This window comes from Paenibacillus sp. FSL R5-0887, from assembly GCF_038002305.1.
GTDB classification, from domain to species: Bacteria; Bacillota; Bacilli; order Paenibacillales; family Paenibacillaceae; genus Paenibacillus_AQ; species Paenibacillus_AQ odorifer.
Map to the genome: position 1 here is coordinate 3,068,247 of NZ_JBBOCE010000001.1, position 21,705 is coordinate 3,089,951.

The 21,705-nt window shown below is 47.6% G+C and carries 21 protein-coding genes and 1 pseudogene; 4 read left to right on the top strand and 18 right to left on the bottom strand.

Annotated features, from left to right (window positions below; genetic code table 11):
* The 5 genes from MKY14_RS13690 to MKY14_RS13710 form a co-directional block, all read right to left on the bottom strand.
* Window positions 1–306 carry a PTS sugar transporter subunit IIB gene (locus MKY14_RS13690; protein ID WP_036683292.1) on the bottom strand — a complete coding sequence of 102 codons (306 nt, stop codon included), beginning with the start codon at window positions 304–306 and terminating at the stop codon, window positions 1–3.
* A gap of 1 nt (window position 307) precedes the next feature.
* On the bottom strand, window positions 308–646 hold the full coding sequence (locus MKY14_RS13695) for a PTS lactose/cellobiose transporter subunit IIA (protein WP_038572728.1): 339 nt from the start codon (window positions 644–646) through the stop codon (window positions 308–310).
* Between the two features lie 28 nt (window positions 647–674).
* Window positions 675–2,597 (bottom strand): BglG family transcription antiterminator, encoded by a 1,923-nt coding sequence (locus tag MKY14_RS13700; RefSeq protein WP_340976646.1) that lies wholly within the window; start codon window positions 2,595–2,597, stop codon window positions 675–677.
* Window positions 2,598–2,987: 390 nt separating this feature from the next.
* Window positions 2,988–3,446 (bottom strand): TIGR00366 family protein, encoded by a 459-nt coding sequence (locus MKY14_RS13705; protein ID WP_248549335.1) that lies wholly within the window; start codon window positions 3,444–3,446, stop codon window positions 2,988–2,990.
* Between the two features lie 474 nt (window positions 3,447–3,920).
* Window positions 3,921–4,130 carry a hypothetical protein gene (locus MKY14_RS13710; protein ID WP_340976647.1) on the bottom strand — a complete coding sequence of 70 codons (210 nt, stop codon included), beginning with the start codon at window positions 4,128–4,130 and terminating at the stop codon, window positions 3,921–3,923.
* Between MKY14_RS13710 and MKY14_RS30835 the strand changes: the two genes are divergently transcribed.
* A complete protein-coding gene (locus MKY14_RS30835; RefSeq protein ID WP_445669872.1) occupies window positions 4,066–4,521 on the top strand; it encodes an IS5 family transposase in 456 nt (151 codons plus the stop codon). The two genes, MKY14_RS13710 and MKY14_RS30835, sit on opposite strands and share 65 nt — an antisense overlap.
* Window positions 4,522–4,538: 17 nt before the next feature.
* A pseudogene (locus MKY14_RS13715) lies at window positions 4,539–4,811 on the top strand (DUF711 family protein); the annotation flags it as partial.
* A gap of 166 nt (window positions 4,812–4,977) precedes the next feature.
* Here the strand turns inward: MKY14_RS13715 and MKY14_RS13720 are convergent.
* The 7 genes from MKY14_RS13720 to MKY14_RS13750 all read right to left on the bottom strand — a co-directional run bounded on the left by MKY14_RS13720 (window position 4,978) and on the right by MKY14_RS13750 (window position 15,241).
* Window positions 4,978–6,936 carry a carbohydrate-binding protein gene (locus MKY14_RS13720; RefSeq protein ID WP_340976648.1) on the bottom strand — a complete coding sequence of 653 codons (1,959 nt, stop codon included), beginning with the start codon at window positions 6,934–6,936 and terminating at the stop codon, window positions 4,978–4,980.
* 381 nt (window positions 6,937–7,317) lie between these two features.
* On the bottom strand, window positions 7,318–8,328 hold the full coding sequence (locus MKY14_RS13725; protein WP_340976649.1) for a glycoside hydrolase family 130 protein: 1,011 nt from the start codon (window positions 8,326–8,328) through the stop codon (window positions 7,318–7,320).
* 56 nt (window positions 8,329–8,384) lie between these two features.
* A complete protein-coding gene (locus MKY14_RS13730) occupies window positions 8,385–9,221 on the bottom strand; it encodes a carbohydrate ABC transporter permease (RefSeq protein WP_036683306.1) in 837 nt (278 codons plus the stop codon).
* A gap of 14 nt (window positions 9,222–9,235) precedes the next feature.
* Window positions 9,236–10,138 (bottom strand): carbohydrate ABC transporter permease, encoded by a 903-nt coding sequence (locus tag MKY14_RS13735; protein WP_036683309.1) that lies wholly within the window; start codon window positions 10,136–10,138, stop codon window positions 9,236–9,238.
* A gap of 104 nt (window positions 10,139–10,242) precedes the next feature.
* The gene (locus MKY14_RS13740; protein ID WP_036683312.1) at window positions 10,243–11,625 is read right to left on the bottom strand and encodes an ABC transporter substrate-binding protein; all 1,383 of its coding nucleotides are present in this window, start codon (window positions 11,623–11,625) and stop codon (window positions 10,243–10,245) included.
* Window positions 11,626–11,797: 172 nt separating this feature from the next.
* Entirely contained in the window at window positions 11,798–13,429 is a 1,632-nt protein-coding gene (locus MKY14_RS13745) for a response regulator (protein ID WP_340976650.1), read from the bottom strand.
* 3 nt (window positions 13,430–13,432) lie between these two features.
* Complete coding sequence (locus MKY14_RS13750; protein ID WP_340976651.1) at window positions 13,433–15,241, bottom strand: cache domain-containing sensor histidine kinase; 1,809 nt, start codon at window positions 15,239–15,241, stop codon at window positions 13,433–13,435.
* A gap of 200 nt (window positions 15,242–15,441) precedes the next feature.
* Between MKY14_RS13750 and MKY14_RS13755 the strand changes: the two genes are divergently transcribed.
* Window positions 15,442–15,729 (top strand): hypothetical protein, encoded by a 288-nt coding sequence (locus MKY14_RS13755; RefSeq protein WP_036683320.1) that lies wholly within the window; start codon window positions 15,442–15,444, stop codon window positions 15,727–15,729.
* 175 nt (window positions 15,730–15,904) lie between these two features.
* Here the strand turns inward: MKY14_RS13755 and MKY14_RS13760 are convergent, their stop codons facing one another.
* The 5 genes from MKY14_RS13760 to MKY14_RS13780 form a co-directional block, all read right to left on the bottom strand.
* The gene (locus MKY14_RS13760; protein WP_340976653.1) at window positions 15,905–16,150 is read right to left on the bottom strand and encodes a helix-turn-helix domain-containing protein; all 246 of its coding nucleotides are present in this window, start codon (window positions 16,148–16,150) and stop codon (window positions 15,905–15,907) included.
* 205 nt (window positions 16,151–16,355) lie between these two features.
* Window positions 16,356–16,616 carry a hypothetical protein gene (locus MKY14_RS13765; RefSeq protein ID WP_340977048.1) on the bottom strand — a complete coding sequence of 87 codons (261 nt, stop codon included), beginning with the start codon at window positions 16,614–16,616 and terminating at the stop codon, window positions 16,356–16,358.
* Window positions 16,610–16,825: a hypothetical protein gene (locus MKY14_RS13770; RefSeq protein ID WP_076128872.1), complete on the bottom strand. Its 216-nt coding sequence runs from the start codon at window positions 16,823–16,825 to the stop codon at window positions 16,610–16,612. Before MKY14_RS13770 ends, MKY14_RS13765 begins: the two co-directional genes overlap by 7 nt.
* Window positions 16,826–17,100: 275 nt before the next feature.
* Window positions 17,101–17,787, bottom strand: coding sequence for a cyclase family protein (locus MKY14_RS13775; protein WP_076310155.1), 687 nt, complete (start codon window positions 17,785–17,787; stop codon window positions 17,101–17,103).
* 183 nt (window positions 17,788–17,970) lie between these two features.
* The gene (locus tag MKY14_RS13780) at window positions 17,971–18,489 is read right to left on the bottom strand and encodes a TetR/AcrR family transcriptional regulator (RefSeq protein ID WP_076128868.1); all 519 of its coding nucleotides are present in this window, start codon (window positions 18,487–18,489) and stop codon (window positions 17,971–17,973) included.
* Window positions 18,490–18,688: 199 nt separating this feature from the next.
* Here MKY14_RS13780 and MKY14_RS13785 point away from each other — a divergent pair, with 199 nt between their 5' ends.
* Window positions 18,689–19,714 carry a ketopantoate reductase family protein gene (locus tag MKY14_RS13785; RefSeq protein ID WP_076302547.1) on the top strand — a complete coding sequence of 342 codons (1,026 nt, stop codon included), beginning with the start codon at window positions 18,689–18,691 and terminating at the stop codon, window positions 19,712–19,714.
* A 198-nt stretch (window positions 19,715–19,912) separates the two neighbouring features.
* Here MKY14_RS13785 and MKY14_RS13790 read toward each other — a convergent pair whose 3' ends face one another.
* Entirely contained in the window at window positions 19,913–21,505 is a 1,593-nt protein-coding gene (locus tag MKY14_RS13790) for a sensor domain-containing diguanylate cyclase (protein ID WP_340976656.1), read from the bottom strand.
* Between the last annotated feature and the right edge of the window lie 200 nt (window positions 21,506–21,705).

Here is a 21,705-nt window from a genome sequence, read left to right on the forward strand (position 1 = left end):
TTAAGCCCCCTTCTCCATCAGTTCAAGTGCTGTAGCCAGCACCTTGTCCCCATCCATCATGCCATAGTCCATCATATCGATCGTAGTTACTGGAATGTTCGGATATTCTGCGGCCAGATCGCCTTCGGCGTGTCCCATTTGTGGTCCAAGCATAATGATGTCAAAAGGCTTTTGATCGGCGATGTCACTCTCCGCCACCGCATCAATAACCACTTCAACCCCTTGTGTCCGTGCCGATTCTTTCATCCGTTCCACCAGCATACTTGTCGAGAATCCGCCTGCACAGGCGAGCAATATTTTTTTCATCTTAGTTCACCGATCCTTTCAATTCTAGTTCGAGCGCTTTGCGTTCTTTGATTTCTTCGATCAGTTCCACAGCCAGTTCTCTAACCGTCAGGGCATTCATCAAATGATCCTGCGCGTGAATCATCAGCAGCGTAATTTCTGTCTTTTCACCCCGGCCTTCAGCCTGGATCAGCCCCGTTTGCACTTTATGTGCTTTGGTCAGGCTGGTCTTGGCGTTCTTAATCATCTCGCCCGCTTCTTCCAGGTTTCCGGCGCGCGCGGTTCTTACCGCTTTTAGGCTAAGGCTTCTTGCCTCTCCGCTGCTGGCAATAATCTGCATAATCGTTTGTTCATAATCCATGGGTTCTCCACTCCGTATCGTCATTTTTTTATAGTAGGTTCTCTATCTCATTCATAAATTGCTCATAACTATTCGTGTTTAGCAGCCGGTTACGGCTGTCTTCCTTCTCCATTAGAACCAGTAGCAGCTTGCTGATCTCTTTGTGCAGGAACAACTGCCCCGGACCCAGATTGATCAGAAAAATCAACTGGACCGGCTTACCCTCATAGACCAGCGGTTTCTTCAACACGGTTACACTGATACAGTCGCGGATCGCGCTCATCCGCATCGGATGCGGGCCGGCCACCCCATTTTTATAAATGGTGGTGAATTTCTGCTCTCTGAGCAGCACTTGTTCGGGAAAATCGTCAGCTGCATAATGATTGCCCACGATCTCCCGGCAGCGCTGCTTTAACAGCTCCATGTAATCTTCGTCCGAACCAGACAGATGAAACAGCTCCCTGCGGAACAAATCCTTGAAATCCATCAGCTTGTAGGATGGTTCTGTGCGATTAATCTGCAAAGACAATATCTCTTTGATCCGCTGAATCTCTTGATCATCCAGCAGCTGTTTGATATGGATCACCGGTTTTTCCTTAATCTCTGTTGCCAGCGGTACAGTAGAGAGAATCAGATCCACAGGCTTGCTGCTGATCTCCCCCACCTCCGTGATGGAGGCTGTGATCACCGACGCTTTGGGGAATACCGCTTCCAGCTTCAGCCGGATTAACTGGGCACTGCCCCCTCCTGTCGAGCAGATCACGGCAATCCGCTTGAACTTCTCCAGATTGCGCTGCTGCATCCGTTCCAGATGAGTGGCAAAATGCAACGCGACATACCCTGCCTCATCCCGCGACATCCGAAACCCGTACTGCTCCTCTACAATCTCAGCGAAGCGGAAGGAAATGACGAACACATTGGCATACTGGCTGTAAACATCCTCCACCAATGGGTTGCCGAGCTGAAGATTGTAATACAACCGGTTCAGCAGCGGGAACATATGCAATAGAAGCGCTTCGCGCAGCTCTTGATCTTGAGTGAATCCAGTAAGGAACTCGCGGTCCAAGCGCTCCAGAATAGCCGTGATTCCCTCCCGCAGATGCGATTTGGTCTCTTCCGACATCCGCTCCATAATGGTCTTGCCAGAAATGTGCAGCGCCAAATAATCAATCTCATCCGCCGGAAGCTTAATCTGGTATTGAGAGGAGATGAAATCTGCAATACTCCCGGCAATATCCTGATACAGCGGCTCAGGTGTTCCCTGCAAGGCTTGTCCAGCCACAATGAAATTGTGCTTGGAAACCCGGTAAAGAAGAATGAACAGATGGGTCAAGATATTATCCAGAAACACATCCGAGATCTTCAGTTCTTTTTCCTTGAGGATTTGCAGTAGAAATCCCTTAAGCTGCTCAGCATCAAAGTCCTGACTAAAAGCATGAAAATCCTCCGTATGCTGCAGCGTATGACCCGATTGCAAGATAAAGTAAGAAAAGGCTTTACGGAAGTCTTGCTCTTCCCCCTCGATTTTCATGCCATAATGAGCCCGACGTTTCAAGCTAAGCCGGAAAGCGGCAAGTCGCTGCTCTACTTCCTTCAGATCGGAAATAATAGTAGAACGGCTAACGCCGATTTCTTCCGCCATGTTATCCATAGACTGATAGTTATCGTTCTGCAAGAGATAGAATAGTAAATACTGCTGGCGTGATTGCTTATTATCGAGATCCACCTGATCCAGCTGCAGCATTCCTTTTTCCTGGTAGCTACTGAATTTGGCTTCATCGCCAATCTCCAGTAGATAACCCTGGCCGCGGATCATACGGATACCGAAACCATTCGCCTCTCCTGTTTTGTCGAGTGCACGGATCACGTCACGGAGAGTCCGTTCGGACAACCCCACTTCGGCAATCAGCTCACTCATGCGCACAGGACTCTTGCGGGTATATAAAATATTAACAATCGTATATTCTCTCACCTTAAATTCCCTCATTTGTGATACTAGTATCGGATGAAGCACTCAGCTGGTTATGAATACATCATACGTGGAAGCGTTATCTTCTGAACAGTTTGTATTCTGCTGTTTGGAACGGCAGAAACTGACGGATAGGTAAATAACGGATTAAATTCTTAGCATACATTATTTGTGGCCACAAATCAGGAGGAAATATACAACAAAGAGGAGACTGCGATTAATTATTAAAATAAACAATAATAGATTAGGAGAATGATTGATTCATCTTCTACAGATGTGATGTGAGGGGAATAGGATCAATATGTAGAGTCAAAAATCCCAAGGTCAGTATGACCTTGGGATTTTGATTATCTTCTGCGGGAAATCCCGCATGGCTTTGCAATATGTTATCCACTACATGCCCACAGCAGAGGAAACTGCGGCAAAGATTGCCGCCACCAGCCAAAGAATCGGAAACAGCTTGAGTATTACCTTTAACCATTGTCCAAAATTGATCCGGGCGATGGCCAAACCTGCCAGCAGCACACCGCCTGTTGGCGAAATGAGATTCGTTAATCCATTTCCAAATTGGTATGCGGTTACTACCGCTTCGCGGTTAACACCCACAAGATCGCCTAATGGTGCAAGCACAGGCATCGTCAAGGCCGCCTCTCCTGATGAAGAAGGAACCAAGAACGTAATAATATTATGCACGACCAGCATGATGGTGGTGAACAAGTAATTCGGCAAACCCTTAAGCATAGTAGCCAGGCCATTCAAAATGGTATCGATAATCATCCCGTTCTCTGCAACGACGAGGATCCCCCGGGCCAAACCGATGATCACAGCAGCGTAGTGTGAGTTATATTTCATCTTGGCATTAAAAAGGCCTCAATTCGGCGATTCTGCCACAACAATAGCTAGATTATGCTTTGCTCGAGAGCGTATAACATAAAACAAGTTTCTTGTTCTTGTCTGTATATCAAAATTGTTGGTATTAATAGCTCCTATATCCGGACGTCCCTCTAAGTACTTATTTAGACTATATGAATTCCAATCATTGTCATCTATAAAACATACTACATTGTTAAACTCTGCCCCTTTAGTTCCATGGTTTGTGGAAAATGGAGAGGTATCTTTGACCGTCTTATGTAAGAATCTAAATTGTATATATTCTAGTTCCATAAGATCTTCATAAAATGAGTCTTTTATAGATTCGTTATTAAATGCATCCTTTAACTTGTTGGAATACTCCAGTATTAGATTTTTATTAACAAAATCAAACACTTCAGAGATCTTACCTTTATCAGATAAAGAAATCAGTTCCACTAATAGGAACGTTATAATTCATGGAAAACGGCCTACAGTCGTTTCTGCAAATGGAGAGACACCGGACTCCTTATCGCCATCTTCCAAGCCCTTCACATCGAACCCGATTTTAAAAACTTGAGCATCGATTCTACATCGGTCAAAACCCACCAACACAGTGCCGGTGCAAAAAAAAAACGCAGATGGACACGAAGTAAACCAACACATCGGCGTCAGTCTTGGCGGCAAGACGACCAAACCTCATGCCGTAGTCAATGGATTAGACAACCTTCTAGCTTTTCTACTGACGGGTAGTCAAGTTTATGATTCTGTTCCAGCGATCGAATTGCTTCAGGAGTTGGATATTACGGGAAGCCACATTCTTGGCGACAAAGCCTATGGCTCAGAAACGATTCGGAACTGGATTACGACTAAACAGGCCACTTACACCATTCCGCCTAAAACGAATAGTCAACATCCATGGAAGGTCGATTGGTATCGGTACAAAGAACGCCACTTGGTTGAATGCTTTTTCAATAAAATCAAACACTTTCGCCTTGTGGCCACTCGTTACGATAAGTTGGCTAAGTCATTCCTCGCGTTTTTATACATAGCTTCCATTTTTAAATTGACTCAATGATAGTTTTCAGACACGCCCTAAATGACAATGTTAAAAAAAGTGGCGTAATGGCCTCCTCTGTAGGTGGGCTTAATAGTAGAGCCTTATTCCGGTCAATGAAGATCACGGCATGATTCAAGCGGTTCAGCGGGGTACCCTTACACTAGAGAAGCTGGAAGCTATGACCTTTGGCCAAATTTGGCGGCCTGCTCGGATATGCACCAGTTATAGCAGTAAACGGCTTCAACTGCGCGAACTCCGTTAATCGTGGCGGACGAATCCCTGCTCCAATTCATAGCTTTATGAATTAATTAAAACCTCAAACAGCAAGTCCCTATTTCACTTCACTTAGGAGACTTGCTGTTTTTTTGTGTTAGTTGGTCAGTCGTAGAAAAAAACTTTAGCTGAATGAAGAGGTATATCATTTGATATCCCCCTTTATCCATCTTATTGCAATTAAATCAAACCGTTTCCATTCTATTTGAACTGGAACCAGGTTAAATTTGCAACTGTGGTTGAATCTGACTTAACAAAAGTTACATATACGGTATGGGTCCCTACAGCAGTCCCGGCATTAAGCGGGATATTCTTGACTGACCATGTCTGCCATCCGCCTGTGCTTTCTGCTGTCCAATAACCCAGCATAGTGCCCGTAGGACTGTCCAAGTGGAATTCTATTCTTCCGCCGGAATTAGCGGATGCAACCTTCAAATCAATACTTGTTTTAGCTGTACTACCAAAATCTACATTTTTAAATGCTATATAGTCGCCATTACTCCCTCCACCAACATCCAGCCCACCATCAGTGCTTGCCTCATAGGAAATAACACCTGAACTAAGGTTATAGCCTTCCGCTTCAAATTTCAATGTGTTGAATTTTGGAGCTGCAGCATAGCTGTTAGTATCTGTTATTTTCAATTCTGCCAATGTAGTTGCCGCAACTCCACCGACGCGAACATTGTTTAATGTAACTCCGGAGACAGTAGATGTGTCACTCCAACCCTTCATTATTGAAACTTCACCTAAAGCGCGTAAATTTATATTATTATAGACCACATTTTTTATCGGACCGGTTTTCGCAGAAAGATCAAACCATCTGGAGTGAACACCGGATCTTGGCCAGAAGCCTTCTACATCTATATTGTCAAATATGATGTTTTGTGCTGCTGGAGTTCCATAAAGATGACCTACTGCTAAAGCACGCCAGCACCGGTATACATAAGAGTTTTTAACAACTATGCCATCCTGAAGCTGTTTCACTCCATCTCCAACCTTAAATGCTCCACATCTGCTCCAAGCCAAAGCATCATCCACAACTACATTTGACTGGCTTTCAGGACTTCCAGGCCAGTTTGCAGCTATATCCGTAGTTTCTACATCCCATGTCTTAAATGAGTATGTGTCATCCTCCGATACTGCTACAGTGTGCTTTATGAGTACATTCTGGCTCTCTTGAATGTCGATTGCATCATTTTCATAATCAAGTTCATTGTTGTTGAAGTGCTTTGTATTCTGGAATGTTACGTTATTAGATCTTGTAACTATTGTAGCCCAGCCACCGCTGTCTCTTATTGTTATGCCGTCAACCGTGAAGTTGCTGCACTGCAAGGGTACTAGAATATTGTTCAAATAATTGTTTGTATTTCTCATATAATGGCCATTGCCGTCAATAGTCCCCCTGCCGTATATCTTAATATTGTTTGCATTTGTTTCAGTATAAATAAACCATGTTCCATCCTTACCCAGAGAATTCTTATGAAAATGGGTAGTGTAATCGCTTGGATTTCCTGAACCCCTTATAACAGAACCACCCTCCAGATAAACCGAAACATTGCTTTTTAAAACAAGGTTTCCGCACTTATAAACACCGGCTGGAACGTATACTATACCGCCACCTGCTGCGTTAGCCGCATTTATGGCGTTTTGTATTGCAGTTGTAGCCATAGCGGCACCGGTACTGTCGGCACCGTATTGAGTTTTAACATTGTATATACCTGTACCGGATGAAGCCGGAACATTGGTTTCAAGAGCATCTGCCGCAATAACCAGATCTTTCAGGTTGTTGATTTTAACTATAAGATATGTTGGTGATGAAAGTGTAAATGTAAGTGTATTTCCGCTCTTTGTTGCAGTGATTCCCAAAGCTTTGGGAGAAATATTATAGGTATTGATTGACTCGCTTGCTGTTATTGTGATTGTAGTAGTTCCTGAAAAAGAGAAATTACAATAATTATAGTTTACAAATACCGCCGAAGTGTCGATTACCGGTATATTTGTAGAGTCTGCTGTTACCGTGTATTGACTGGTCGTGGTATAGATCGACGGTAATGGATAGCTTACAATTGTGCCCGCCGCTCTTGCTGTCAAAGGAACGACAGCTAAAAGACTGGCGAGCATACAAACAATTAAACTTAATAGTTTTAACCTTTTTAGCATAAATAAACACCTCTTTCATATCTTCAGAAAATACTCTGTCATCAGTGAATAATGATTTCACCAGTGATGCTCTATTACTCTTTTCATAAAGTCGTCATATTCCTGTTCAGCTTCGGAAGTGGCAGAGTAATACTAACCTTTTCTGCATCAGCAAAGTTTCCTTTTAAAATACGGCCCCGGTTTTGTTCACCTTGTGCAGGATTTCTGCGTTGGTCGCTACTACTGAGCTGTATTGTTGCATTTTATGCACAATCTCCCCACGGTCACTGCTATTGATTTAGCATTGTTGCACTTCATGCACAATCTCCGCGTAAGCCGCTCCAATCATGGCACATGGCCCTACTGTTACTCCGCATTTCCGCCCTCAGCCTGCTTCCAATCTTATCTATGCTCCGGCTCCAGACAGAGCCGGAGCAGATCGTCCACATGGGCCGTTGCCAGACATTCCACCGTATCCGCAGAGCCGTAATAGATCTTGACCTCGCCGTCATCCTCCACAATCATCCCTCCCGGAAAAATCACATGATTGCGGAAGCCCCCGCCAATCTCATAGTCTGTCTCCGGTGCCAGCAGCGGCTGCCTGCTCATGCCGATCACCTTGCGGGGGTCCTCCAGATCCAGCAGCATAATTCCGGCGGTATAGCGCTTCTTCCAGGTGTCCTCCCAACCTTGCTTGCCTCTGGCCGGGTCCACATCCACCGCATGGAAGGTGGTCAGCCATCCCTTATCCGTCCGGACCGGAGGTGCGGCCGGGCCAACCTTGTCATTGGCAAACGGCACCTGCTCGACGGCGAGCAGTAGGCTGGAGTTGCCCCAATGCTTCAGGTCCGGCGACTCGGAGATCCAGGCATCGAAGCGGTCCCGGCCGCCGCGGCTGTATACCGTGAAGGGACGCTCCAGCCGGACATACTTGCCGCCGATCAACTCGGGAAACAGTACCATATTGCGCAGGTCCGGTGTAGACAGGCTGAGCACCTCGAAGTGCTCCAGATCATCGGTAACGGCAATTCCGCCGCGGATGCCATGGTGCGTATCCACGGCAAAACACATATAACAACGGCCGCCGATCACGGTCAGGCGCGGGTCGTAGGCGCGGATAATTTCCTCGTCATGAATTTTGAACACTGGCTTCGGGCCGGCGGTCCAGCTCAGCCCGTCGTCACTGTAAGCAATGCCGAGATCCGTGGTGTGGTGCGGCTCAAGCGTCTGATCTACCAGTGAGCCGTAATCATTACGGAAGATCATCACATACTTGCCGTTAAATTTCGTTACACCGGCATTGAATACCAGTGCGGTGGGGTAAGGAACCTTCGTTGCATCCAGCACAGGATTGCCCGGATACCGCCGGATGAACGGGGCAGATTGCAGAATTGCCGGAGCGTGTTGAGTCATGGGGTGTACCTCCTTGAATGTCAAATATGGAATATGGGTTGCGCAGGGCCGGACCGCTACCCTTTGAGGGAACCGGCTGTCATCTGCATGAAGGATTTGTTGGCGAACAGATAGGCTACGAGAATCGGCAGAATGGACAAGCAGGCGCCTGCCATCATATAGTGGGTCTGGGAAGCGGCCGAAATCCCGTATTTCAGGTTCGCCAGCCCGACAGTCAGCGTCTGCAGCTCCGGCTTCGTCATCGTGAACACGAGTGGCAGCAGATATTCATTCCACGCGCCGCGGAAGGTGAACAGCGCACCTACGCCGAGTCCGGGTCCGAGCAGCGGCAGAATAATCCGCCAGAAGGTGCGGCCGGGGGAGCTGCCGTCCATCAGCGCCGCCTCATCCAGCTCACGGGGAATCCCCTTCATGAAGCTGGACAGAATGAAGAAGATCGAAGCATGGGCGGAGATCAGAATCAATATGACCCCCCACAGGCTGCTGTGCAGATGAAGCTTGACCATCAGATCAAACTGCGGACGCAGCACGACCGCCCCTACTGCCACGAACATAGTGAAGGATTGCAGGCCGATATACAGTTTCTTGCCTGCAAAATCCATCCGGTCCACCACATAAGCCGCCATGGATGATACCAGCAGCGTGCCAACCACCGCCGCTAGAGAGACAATCAGGCTGTTCAGCGTATATCTGGAGAAATTCGCCTGTGCCCAGGCTTCGGCATAGTTCGAGAAATGCCAGCTATCCGGCAGGAAGGTGGCTCCCGCAGTCAGTTCGGCATTTGTCTTGAAGGAGCCGAGAATGGTGATAACAACCGGAATCAGGGTGATAAAAGCAAATGCCAGCAAAAAAATCCACAGGATGATATTGCCCAGTATGGTTCTTATTCTCATAATAGCCTCTCTCCTCAATCGGTCTGATTCATACGTCTGGATGCGTAGAAATAAATGAGCGATATGATCCCGACGATGACCGCAGACACGAAGGCGACCGCACTGCCGTATCCGAACTCTTGGACCTGGACCGCCGCGCTGCCTCCGCCGACAGGGAAAAATAATTTGTACAAATACAGGAACATCACCTCTGTCTTGCCTACAGGACCGCCTTCGGTCAGCACCATAATGCTCTCGTATCCCTTCAAAGCTGTAATGATCGCCAGCATAATGACCATCTGCATGACAGGCCCGAGCATCGGCAGGGTGACATAGCGGAACTGCTGGAGTCTGCCTGCTCCGTCCAGGGAAGAGGCTTCATAAACATCCTCCGGGATATTCTGCAGACCGGCGAGGAAGAGCAGCATGTAATTGCCGACCGCCCCCCAAGCCGCAACCAAAATGACGGTGAGCATGGCATATTTCGGCCCCAGCCAGTCCACACCGGAATCGGAAAGGCCCGAACGGATCAGGAACTGGTTGAGAATCCCGTTATACGAGTTAAAGATCGTGAAGAAGACTACGGCCATTACGGCGGTACTGATGACGGTCGGCATGAAGAAAATCCCCCGCAGCAGCTGTCTGCCCCGCAGCCCCCGATTCAATATGGAGGCCAGCAGCAGAGCCAGCGGAATAGTGATCAGCAGCTTGCCGCCTGCATAGACAAACGTGTTCACCACCGAATCCCAGAACTGGGTATCCTTCAGGATGCGGCTGAAATTGGCCAGCCCGGTAAACCGGGCCGTTCCGAACCCTTTGTAATCATAGAACATATAGCGGAACGCCCAGGCAATCGGATAAATCCCGAGGACCAACGTGAGCAAGGCACTTGGAAAGATAAAGCTGTATGAAAATAAGGCTTGTTTTGTTTTGTTCATCTGGTTTCTTCCGGCTCCTCTCCCTTGCGGCCAGAGCAGAGGGATGGGAAAGCTGCTTCCTCATCCCTCTGCTTTGGCCTATATCTCTATCCCTGACCTTCCATCTACTTGGCGAACTTGCCGCCCAATGCGGCGGGGTCAAAGCCGGCATCCGGCTCGGCCTTCACGCCATCATTCGCAATCACGCTGTCCAGTGCAGTGTTATAGCGTTTGTTCAGATCGGCGATAATTGCCTTCAGATCGCCGCCGTTCAGCATATACTTGAAGAAGGCGTCATCCGATTTCATCCCTTCCGGTGCTACAGACGGATAGACCGGCCACACTCCATCGTGCTTGTTCGGCAGGAAGCCTTCAATGCCGTTCACATCCGGTGTCTTGGCTACTGCGCTGACGGATGGAACCATGGAGATGCCAAAGCCTTTTTCCTGATAATCCGTCAGCACCTGATCGCCGTACATGAACTCCATGAACTTCCAGGCTGCTCCTTTGTGCTCCGACTTCGAGCTCAGCGCCAGCCACTGGCCCCCGAGGAAGCCCGAAGCCCCCTTCACGGTGCCGTCGATGGTCGGAACCGGAGCGGCTGCCCAGTCAATCTTGGCCGGGAACTGATTCTTGTAGACGCCCGGCTCCGAGGAGTAGGACATATACATTCCGATTTTGCCCTCTGCAAACTGCGCCCGCAGCGGATCAATATCCAGCGATTCCACACCCGGCAGCATGCTGCCGTTGTCCCGGATCTGCTTAAAAGCATTGATGATCGACTCGAAGCCGCTGAAATCGTAGCGGGCCGTCTTGAAATCATACCCGAAACCGCCGTAGCCGCTCATCTCCGCAATCACCCGCGCCGAACGCGCAAACGCGCTTCCGGGGCTTTTGAAGTTCTGGGCGAAGCCGTAAGCGCCGTCCGCTTTACCGGCTTCCGTCAATTTTTTGGCGGTATCCACCAGCTCCTGCAGGGTAGCTGGCGGATGCTCAACGCCTGCTTTGGCGAACAGATCCTTGTTGTATACTAGACGCATGGTTGTTCCATAATTCGGCAGACTGTAACGCTTGCCGTCAAATTCATTCAGATCCGGCATGACCGGGAATTTCGTCTTCAGCTCATCGGTGAGGAACTCGTCAATGGGAGCGAGAAAGCCTTTTTTGTAGAAGGTCTGGATGGTATTCTCCTTCACCCGGATTACATCCGGCGCATCGGAGGTCTGGAAGGACAGATCGAGTGCGGTATCGAAGTCGTCGCCCTTGACGACCAGCTCCACCTCAATCCCGTCAGTATTGGTTGCGTTGAACTCGGCTACCTTGTCCTTCACGAAATCCGCATCGTGACGGTCGCCGGTCCAGTAGCTGATTTTGGTCTTGTCCCCCGAGCCGCCTGTCTTCCCGTCTCCCTTACCTTCTGCAGCATTGCCACCGTTACCGTTGCCGCAGGCTGTCAGGCCAAGTGCCAGGACCAGGCTCAGAGATGTTATTAGCATACGCTTCATCATTGGTAGTTCCCCCTTATATATCCCTGTTGTATTCGCTTACAACCTGATTATAGACGGATTGGCGCATCCGGATAAGGCGGGTAAGCCCACTTTAAGGGCAGATTTCTGCAGGAGCTTTATACAGTGAAGGGAGGCCACCTCCGCCCTGCGGACATGCCTCCCCTGCGCATTTTTATTCTTTTCCAAGATAATGCAGTTTGAACTCGGACGGGGTCATTCCGGTATATTTCTTGAACACCTCGCTGAAATAGCGCCTGTGCTCATACCCGAGATCCTGGGCGATCTCCTGAACCTGCCGGCCGCTGATCAGCATCGCCTTAGCCTTCTCCATCTTCTCGTGCATCACATACTGCTGAAACGAAATCCCCTGCACCTTCTTGAACAGGTTGGAGAAATACCCCTGGCTGAGGTTAATCTGCTTCGCCACCTGCTCCAGCGACAGCCCCGTATCCAGATGGCTATCGATATAAGCGGCGGCCTGGCGGATAATCCGCGTGGACTCCAGGGAACGGGCCTCCGTAACCAGCGCACAGGCCTCCCGGCACAGCCCGGACAGCAGGTCCCGGATATCCTGCAGGGAAGGATGCACCCGGTTCTTCAAGACGGCAATCCTGTGCTCCAGCGGCTCCACCTGCCCGTAGGGGAACTGCTCCAGCAGGACCCGGCAGATCCTGTAGCCCAGCTCATAGCCGACGCTTTCCACATAACGCGGCTCAGGCAAAAGCCCGCTGTCCAGCAGCTCCGCGAATAGTTGATCGAGCATCTGCAGGCTTTTGGCAGAATTGCCGGAACGCAGGGCGAACAGTAACTCCTGCTCAACGGCGGCGGAGTAGCTGTGAAGTGCGAGCGGTTTATTCTCAATATTGCTGTAAATGTAGACCCCGTTTCCTCCGGTGTAGAAATGATAACCCAGCGCGCTAATCGCCTGCCTGTACGCTACACCCAGCTCCTGGATCGCCGCTACGCCCAGCCCCACGCCAATGGAAAGCGTATGCCTGGAGAATCGGCTTACATTCGTGCAGCAGGTCTCCGTAACCAGCGCCGCCGTATCCGGGTCCGAGCCGTTCATGATGCAGACGTACCGGTCTGTCGCCTCCCGGATAATGACGCCGCGGGTCCAGGCGGAAATCGTCTCTTCGAGAATATTATGCAGGCTGAACCGCAGCAGCTCGACCTCCTGCACAGGCTGGCCGCTCAGCTTCTCCGTGAAATGATCGATTTCGGCGACAAATACGAAGAAATCATGCTGGTCCAGAGGGATATCGAGATAGGCCCAACGAGAACGTGCATCCGATTCTGTCGTCTGGTGGTGCAGCAGGAAGATAAGATATTCCTGGCGGAGAATAGGTAGACTTTCTCTAATTTTGGCCTCCATCACAGAAAGTCTGGTGGTCTCCTGACGCTCCTCCCGGCACAACTCCCTGGCCTTCAGCACAGCCTGCACAATCTCGTCCAGGGAAAAGGGCTTCTTGACGAAATCAAGCGCCCCTAGTCGGATGGCTTCCTGGGCATAAGAAAACTCCGAGTAGGCGCTGAGGATAATAATCTTGCAGTCCGGCAGTTCCTCCAGAATCGCCCGGGTCATCTGCAGACCGTCCATTCTTGGCATCCGGATATCAGTCAGCACAATGTCCGGCCGGGTCTCGCGGATAATCTGCAGCCCCGCTTCACCGTCCAGCGCTGTACCGACTACCTCAATACCGTGCTCCTGCCATGGCGGCTTGCTCGAGACCATCTCCACCACACTTTTAATATCGTCGATTACACATAATTTGAACTTTTCCAGCTCCAGCTTCCGGTCCATCCTTCATCTCTCCTCTTCTGAGGGAATCCACAGATCCGTCCGTGATCCCTTACTTGGTTCGCCGCCCACATCCATACGGGCTTCGTCCCCGTAATACAGCGCCAGCCGGTGCCTGATGTTGAACAGGGCATAACCTTTCCTTGACTGCGGAGCCCTGACCATCCCCTGCTTGACCCGTACAGCATCAAGTCCCCGTCCATTGTCGGTAATGCAAATATGCAGCAGCCCCTGCTCCCGGCTGACCGTGATGTCTATCCTGCCTCCTATAGTCCGGTCGCTGAATCCATGCTGGATGCTGTTCTCCACTACCGGCTGCAGGATAATCTTGGGCATCAGACAGCTAAGCAGTGCCTCATCCTCTACCGTCACCGTGTATTCGAACAGACCTTCATAGCATTTCTGCTGAATAGCGAAATACTGCCGCACGTGGGACAGCTCATCCGCAAGGGTAATCAGATCCTTGCCGCCGCTGAGCCCGATCTGGAACATCTGCGACAACGACAGGATCATCTCATTTACATCGTCATTCTCCCCCATGACCGATTTGCAATAAATGGTATTGAGTGTATTGTACAGAAAGTGCGGCTCCATCTGGGCCGTAAGCGCGCGGATCTCTGCATGCCGCTTGTCCTCCTCCTTGGTCTTCACATCTGCGATCAGCGTCTTAATCTCTGACATCATCCGGTTGAACTGAAAGCCCACCTGGGCAACCTCGTCCTCATAACGGCTCTCATACACCACGCTGAGCTGGTTCTCTTCGACTCTGCGCATCAGCCGCCGCAGCTTGAACAGGGGCTTCAGCAGCACAGATGTCAGCTGGTTGGAGATCAGCCAGGTGGCCAGCAGGAAAACAACAATGACATAGAGGGTAATGCGCTGCACCCGCTGCAGCTTGCCCAGCAGCTGGTCCCGCGACTGCATGCCGGAGATGATCCAGTCGGGTGATACCGCTGAGCTTGTATAATTAACCAGATACTCCTTGCCGCCATAGCTGTAGTAGTGGTCCTGCGGATCGGCCGCTTTCCCGGCTTCGGCAAGCACCGGCTTCCAGGGGAACCTGCCCCGGAACGGCCAGCGGGACTCCACCACCGCCTCTCCTTCCCCGCTCACCAGATAATAATTTCTCCCTGCTTGTTCTCCGCCTGTATTCAGCAGCTCATCTATCCGGCTCTCCCTGATATTGACCACAATAAATACATTGCTGATCGGCGTGTAAGGGTATTCATAAATCCCCCGGACTACGAAGGAGACCACCCGCTGGCTGCCCGTGAACAACCGGTCATAATGTCCTTTGGCCCAGTAGCCGCCCGGCCGCTCCTTGCTCAGATCATATAATTCCGAGCCGTAGAACGAGTTGTCCTGCGCCCGGATCTGCGTAGTGGAATAGAAATCGCCAATCGGGGTAACGATCAGCACGTTTTCGATGATCGGCTGATTGAACGTTACCTGGGAGAGCACATATTGCAGATCCGACAGATGGACATAGTAATTCGACACATCATGGCTGAACACATCGAGCATCATCTTGCGGTACGCATCGCTCAGCATCAGGGACTGCACAGACAGCGCCACATCATTCAGGCGGGAATCCAGCAGCTGTGCCGTCTTGCTTACGGTCTCCCGGCTGCCGGCGTAGGCATTATCCTCGATCTCCTGCGCGGCAATCCAATACGAGAAGCTGCCCATTGCACCGATGGACAGCGTAATCAGCACGATGAACGAGAACAGAATCCTCTGTTTGATGGATATCCGGTAATACCTGCCGGCGATCTGCTGCCGGATCTTACGGCCATAGGCTGTGAATATATTCATAGTTCCCCCTTCTTGAGCATGTATCTCCCTATGTTTGTATGTTCTTGTCACTTGTACCATATGGCTGCTCCAGTCCGGTGTCAAGACAGGGCATGATTATTTAGCGGATTCCGTCCCTTATTATCAATAGGCAGGGGGCCCTCCGCATAACATGGTGCGGATTCACTAATCATGGCTCAAGTTGACGGGAAGCTGCGCGATTGAGTAATTATGCTTGTGACGGTCAGTCCATTCCGTTTGATGCCTTTCTGCGGCAAATGTTGAACGATCCAACAGTAGCAGAGCTCACTGATTTTGTTGCCTCATACGTAAAAAATAATACAATTAGCCAAACTGACGGTTTCAAGGGCGATTCTATGAAGCATGAAACAGAGATGGGGGGAACGTTGAGCGAAGTCCTGCCCCAACTGAATACTGGCGGCAACGCAGTGTTCACTTATTATGGCGGCGGGCAATCTGGTCTGCTTCATGTGGTATTCCATGTATAGGTCTGGTAACAATATACTGCTTCCATTTGCTGCTTCGACATCTGGATGTGAAGATGTAAAACTACGTCAAAATTTCAATTTTACGTTTTTATTTCCGCTTGATCATCTTTACAGTAAATCACGCTTAATTTTTGCGATCTGTCACAGTTCTAGTTGTTCTCTAGGGTTAAGCCCCTTAACAGTCTGCAATAACTCCACTTAATTCACCAATAGTTGAATGCTCCTTCCCGGTTAAAAGCCATTCATAAGAACAACCGAACTCAGAGCAAATTGAGAAAACCGTCTCTATTGCCGGCTTACCTTTTCCAGATTCCAAATCACTAAGGCTGCCTTGAGAAACACCGATTTTATTAGCAAAATCCGTTTGATTAAGATTATGTATTTTTCGTAGTTGTTTAATATTTGCCCCAATAGTGTTCATTTAACCGCCTCCACACTACGATTTGTGCCAACAATTGATCCACGAGCTTTTGAACCTAAAATCAGTTTTAGCCATTTAGAGTATCTTTAATAATACTCAAGGAAAACCATTAAAAAAGCCCTGATAAATCAAGGGTTTCTTGACCATCAGGACTAAGATACTTGTGCCAAAAATCGTTACAAACGCTGACAAGATGAATTACAACTCACACGTAGATAAATTCTCCGCAACCTTTAACAAAATTCTCGGCAATTTCCTTTTGACTCATCCGGGTGACAATCCCTGAAAAAATACCAAGTGCAAAGAAAAGCGCTCCGATCTCAGTCATATACCAGCCTTTGCTCAGTATTCCCCAGACAATAAGCCCCAAGGTAAAGATGAAGCCGCCAATAATTAATTTATCCCGATTCGAGAAACTTACTTCTATCCCATCGTTCTCGTTGATGAAGTGTTGGCGGTTTAGAATATCATTTTGGAATACCGCTGAAAATCACCATGGCTATCGGAATCACTTTTGAGTCTTCCGGCTAAAGCCATCAGTGCCCGGTCAATCGCCCCCGTCTGCAGAATAATTCTAAAAGCTCCCCCTACAATCAGGACGAAGGCGACGACATCAGCAGCATTGATGATTCCCTCCAACGGCGCACTGGCAATTTGGGCAAATCCTTGTCTCAAATCCCCTTGCTCACTGATTTTAGGAACGGTATGATAGGTTCCTTGTCAACTATTAATTTATTCAGAATTCAACTCCAAAATATCTTCGGCAGCGACGATCTGTAATGCTCTGATTTTTAAAATAAAAAAATCGCATGACCTCAATATTTCATGAGAGTCATGCGATCTTCTGGTCAAGGATGATAAGACGGGGATAGAACCCCTACGGTATAGGAACAGTCCGAGATGATGTTGCAGATATAATCACAGGCGAAACAATTATTACTGAATAGCCTTTAATCTTCTATTTCAACGATTACATTAATGATAGAAGCATCATGGTCTTTAATACGAAGTGGTGCTGCGAAGGCAGAAATGAGTTTTTTGCCAACTAATGGAGCTGGGTTAATATCTTCATAAATGAGCATTGTCGGCTCTTTATATTTCTCATGATCTAAAAAGGCATGATGGACAAAATAGCCGTTTCTTTTTGCTTCTGCCAAATTTTCAATGCTCAAGGTATCAATAGCTACTGCTTTGCAGTTTGGGAGCTTCGTCCGGATGTATTCGGCAGCTTCCGAAGAGACAGCAGGAAAATTATTGGCGTATTTTTCGAAATCCGTATCTCTGTGTTTCCAATAGCTCGTGTTGAAGATTAGAATATCCGCTTCATTAAGTTCTTCATATTCCTCAAGCATGTCGATTGTGATAAAGCCGTTTGGGCCAAGCGGGCAGTCAATTAATAGTGGGCTTCTGTAGATGAAGTCTTCTATAGGAACAGCATCTATCCCCTTACCGTTATTCAAATGATGCCATGGTGCATCGACATGGGTACCAGCATGAAGATAAATGCTTAACACACTTCCGTTCCATTCATCTCCTTTAATCAAGCGCTCTCTAGGATCTAATTTCACTTCTGGTAATCCTGGAAAAATAGGCATTCCTTCATAAATTGGGTAACCAATTTCGACGAATTTTGAAATAGTAACACGCTCCTATAGATCACATAATTCCCCTCTACGTATACTCATTTTTTGTACAGGATTTATGCTGGTCCGATAATGTAACGATAATATTACAGCTTAAAGTTGTTGATAAATAGTACATTATTGCAGTAATTATTATATAGCTTCCTAAAATGCCACTCTTAGTGTGTATTTTTCAAACTATTTGTTCTGATGACCCAAAGAATAAATTATATTGGCAATGGTTTGCGGACTTTCTCCCCCGTTTGACTCGAGCCACTGATTAATGACACCAATAGATCCATAAACCTTGTAAGTGAAAGAATAGTCCCTTAGAAAGGGTTCGTTCCAATTTTGTTCAAGTAAAACTCGTGTTAAAAATTCACTTTTTCCACTCTCTGAAATTAGAAGCTGATACATGGTTTTCTTATCTTGAATAATGTTTAACAGTTTGACCATGGATTCTTCAGATGTGCAAGGACTGCCTCCTTCTTGTAATGCTTCCACCAATTCTTTATTAAATTCATTCTGCATCACTTCAAATAATTCAAAAGGATCTTTGTAGTGCAAATAAAAGGTGCCACGGTTGATATCAGCGTAGTTACATATTTCAGTGACCGTTATTTGAGGTAACTTTTTAGTTTCTAATAAAACCAGGAAGCTCTCTTTAATGAGATTAATCGTATATTTAGTTCTTCTGTTATTCTTGGTTCCAACCATATGCTCCTCCTGTTCTATCCTTTCAACATAATAGATGTAATCTGTTTACTTCATAACATTTACAAAGGTATTGATTATTGTGATTGTTCAGACGTATAGATTATACTGACAACACGACATTAAATCAACACATGTCCACTTAATGAGGAATTAATAAGCCAAAATCTATTTTTATATAATACAAGGAGATGAACTAACAATGACAATCACTTCAGATAAAACAAACATTCTTATAGTAGGTGCAGGAGCAGTAGGTTTCTCTGTAGGTTACCATCTACACTTATCAGGCACCGATGTTACCTTTCTTGTACGAAAAGGACGAAAAGCAGACTTCGCTCCTCCTCAGAAACTATATTGCTATGACGATGCTACATTGAAAGATTTTAGCAACTTTAATGTCATAGAAGATATAGAAGAAATAGAACCTCAGCAGTATCAATTTATTATTATTACATTGGACGGAAATGTGAGCCGTTCACCAGAAGGCGTAGCTACGTTATCCAAATTGGGAGATGTCGTTCGTAATTCTAAAACTACGGTGATTATGAGTGCGTTTGGAAGCGGGATTCGTGAACATTACATTCAGTACATGAGACTTCCGGAAGACCAGCTGTTAAGAGGAATACTGGGTACGTTAAGTCATCAATCCAAGGCTGATTTGCCTGTGCATGCACCAACAGACCCCAAACTCATTAACCAAGCCATTGTCTGTTACAAACATCCGGCGAACAAGGTCGGTTTCCAGGTCGAGAACAATAATAAATCAGCTGCCAAACAATTTAGCGCACTTTACAATAACTCTGGGGTCTCACGCTGTGGTCAAGTAAGTCCGGCGATGTTCAATATTTACTCTAGTATAGGTTTTCCTGTATACGCTGCTTGTGATATCGTAGGTTGGCCTAAATTCTCAGCCGTTATTGCAAATAAAGATCTTTGGCAGCTCGCTTGCCGTGCTCAGGGTGAAATAGCATCCCTGCCCAAGCATGGTCTAATCGGTAAGATTATGAGTTTTGTGATGGGGCCACGCATGACAGCAAAAATACATCTCAAAATGGAACAAGATATGCTGCCGCTAGATTATCAAGCATTCAATCGTTTCCATCATGGGGGTAAAGTGAAGGCTCAGGATGTAGAATCTATACGGAATTCGATTGTAGAGGGAGAACTTCAAGGCCGGCAGATGAAGGCTTTAAAGGAATTATTGCAACGTGTTGAACATAATTAACATCCGCACAAAAAACAGTATTTCATCAAAGATGAAATACTGTTTCCGCTCCGAACATTCATAATAGCGAATAACATTTTCCTTGTTCAGCTTAGAAGGTTACACTTTCGTCCTTTGCTGCCCGCTGACTTCGTGCCACCCGTGCTGATATGCAGCATTCGGTCAGCCCACATATGGCAGGTCTGCGTAGCCATTGTTTCAAACATCAGCGACCATCGTCTGGTTTCTTCCCCTGCTCTTGGCCAAGTATAACGCCTGATCCGCCTTCTCCAGCAGCCCCTCCCGCTCCAATGTATGAAAAGGATAATGGGCGATTCCTAGAGAGATTGTAACCTGTGTCTCGATTGGCCCCCTGCTTTGTTCCATTGCCCGCCGGACTCTTTCAGCTATGATGAAAGCTTCCTCAGGTCTTGTGTGGGCTAGCAAGATGATGAACTCTTCACCGCCGTAGCGGTAGCAAACATCGTCTGGACGAACCGAGGTAACTATAACTTTGGCTACAAGTTTCAGCACTTCGTCGCCGATGAGATGACCGTAAGTGTCGTTCACGAGTTTGAATTTGTCTACATCCAGTACAATGAGCGAAAACGGTTGTCCTGAGTCAATCCACTGACTCATCGTATACTCTAACGATCTCCGGTTCATTAAACCGGTCAGAGCATCCGTCGTAGCCTCTTGGGTCAGTTGATCCGTCTGCTTCTGAATATCCGTCACGGCAAGCAACACAGCCTTGGTCAGCAGATCTGCCTCTCGGCTCCATTGCGGCTTCGCTTCTGGCAATTCAATCCTTTCCTTGCCCATCCTGCTCACCAGATTTGCCAGGTACACAAAAGGCCGGGCCAGCTTGCGTGCTACGAGAATGACGCCCATCAGGAGGATAATGAACGGAAACAACGAATACCAGAGAATGGTCCGAAGGTGCCCCATCAGTTGATGATGGATGACACTAATCGGCGAAACGACCACAATTCCCCATCCGTTGGCTGGAACGCTGGAGTATCCGGCAAGCATTTCAACGTCACGGGTGTTACGCACTTGCTGTTCCCCACTCTCCCCATTCATGAGTTTCTGCACAACCTTGTTATTGCTGACATCCTCCCCAATGAGCTGCTTATCCGGGTGGTACAACAGATGCCCGCTGGAATCCACAATATAATAATAGGAGCCAGAATCGTCCACGTTATTGTCGCCAAAAATCATAGACAAAATATTGTTCTCCTGCAGATAAAATGTGCCGCTCAAAATACCGCGATATGTACCATTCTTGCTAAAAATCGGCTGACTCATAAAAACGATTAGTCTATTGGTGGTTTGGGTCATGTAGGGGGAGGATATGTAAGGTTTTTTTAACGCCAGAGCTTCCAAACCGACCTTAGAAGTAATATGGTTTCCTACTGACCCCAAACTAGCCGGTACTACATTGCGGATCAGCCCGTCGGCATCGAGCACGGCGATAGAATTGAAGTAATTGCTACTATTGCGCATCAGTTCCAAATTATCATCCACTTGCTTCGGCGTTGAGGTTTCGTCATCGGAGAGTGTGTCAGCACTGTATTCCAAACTGCTGCGCATGGACTGAAATAAGGAATCCATTGTTTTGGTCATTCGGTCAGCGTTGTAGTAATTCAGATGGAGTGTAGTCTCCATCAAGGACTGTTTTTTGGACTCGTAAGAGCCAATCAGAAGGATGCTTGAGGTTAGTAGAACCACCAGCGTAACCAAGCCCGTAAGCAGCGATGTAAGACTGAGCTTTTTACTTTGACCCGGGTCGGCTCTTCTCAGTGTAAGCAAACTTTAACCCTCCTTGGTTCTTGAAAACTAGATTAATCAATAATACAACAAATTAAGATGTTATTCGACAGTAATCAATGGGCTCGGATCTCTCATACCACTGTGCGTACCGTTTGATATACGGCGGTTCATGAAATCTTACATATTAAAAAACTCCCTCCAGAGCTTGTGATTAGACAAGCACTGAAAAGGAGTGTTAT

Coding starts and splice junctions, on each gene's coding strand:
- MKY14_RS13705 (WP_248549335.1), bottom strand. CDS start 3,446: ATGAAATATAACTCACACTACGCTGCTGTGATCATCGGTTTGGCCCGG.
- MKY14_RS13745 (WP_340976650.1), bottom strand. CDS start 13,429: ATGGACCGGAAGCTGGAGCTGGAAAAGTTCAAATTATGTGTAATCGAC.
- MKY14_RS13720 (WP_340976648.1), bottom strand. CDS start 6,936: ATGCTAAAAAGGTTAAAACTATTAAGTTTAATTGTTTGTATGCTCGCC.
- MKY14_RS13735 (WP_036683309.1), bottom strand. CDS start 10,138: ATGAACAAAACAAAACAAGCCTTATTTTCATACAGCTTTATCTTTCCA.
- MKY14_RS13740 (WP_036683312.1), bottom strand. CDS start 11,625: ATGATGAAGCGTATGCTAATAACATCTCTGAGCCTGGTCCTGGCACTT.
- MKY14_RS13725 (WP_340976649.1), bottom strand. CDS start 8,328: ATGACTCAACACGCTCCGGCAATTCTGCAATCTGCCCCGTTCATCCGG.
- MKY14_RS13695 (WP_038572728.1), bottom strand. CDS start 646: ATGGATTATGAACAAACGATTATGCAGATTATTGCCAGCAGCGGAGAG.
- MKY14_RS13780 (WP_076128868.1), bottom strand. CDS start 18,489: ATGGTTGGAACCAAGAATAACAGAAGAACTAAATATACGATTAATCTC.
- MKY14_RS13730 (WP_036683306.1), bottom strand. CDS start 9,221: ATGAGAATAAGAACCATACTGGGCAATATCATCCTGTGGATTTTTTTG.
- MKY14_RS13760 (WP_340976653.1), bottom strand. CDS start 16,150: ATGAACACTATTGGGGCAAATATTAAACAACTACGAAAAATACATAAT.
- MKY14_RS13785 (WP_076302547.1), top strand. CDS start 18,689: ATGACAATCACTTCAGATAAAACAAACATTCTTATAGTAGGTGCAGGA.
- MKY14_RS13750 (WP_340976651.1), bottom strand. CDS start 15,241: ATGAATATATTCACAGCCTATGGCCGTAAGATCCGGCAGCAGATCGCC.
- MKY14_RS13690 (WP_036683292.1), bottom strand. CDS start 306: ATGAAAAAAATATTGCTCGCCTGTGCAGGCGGATTCTCGACAAGTATG.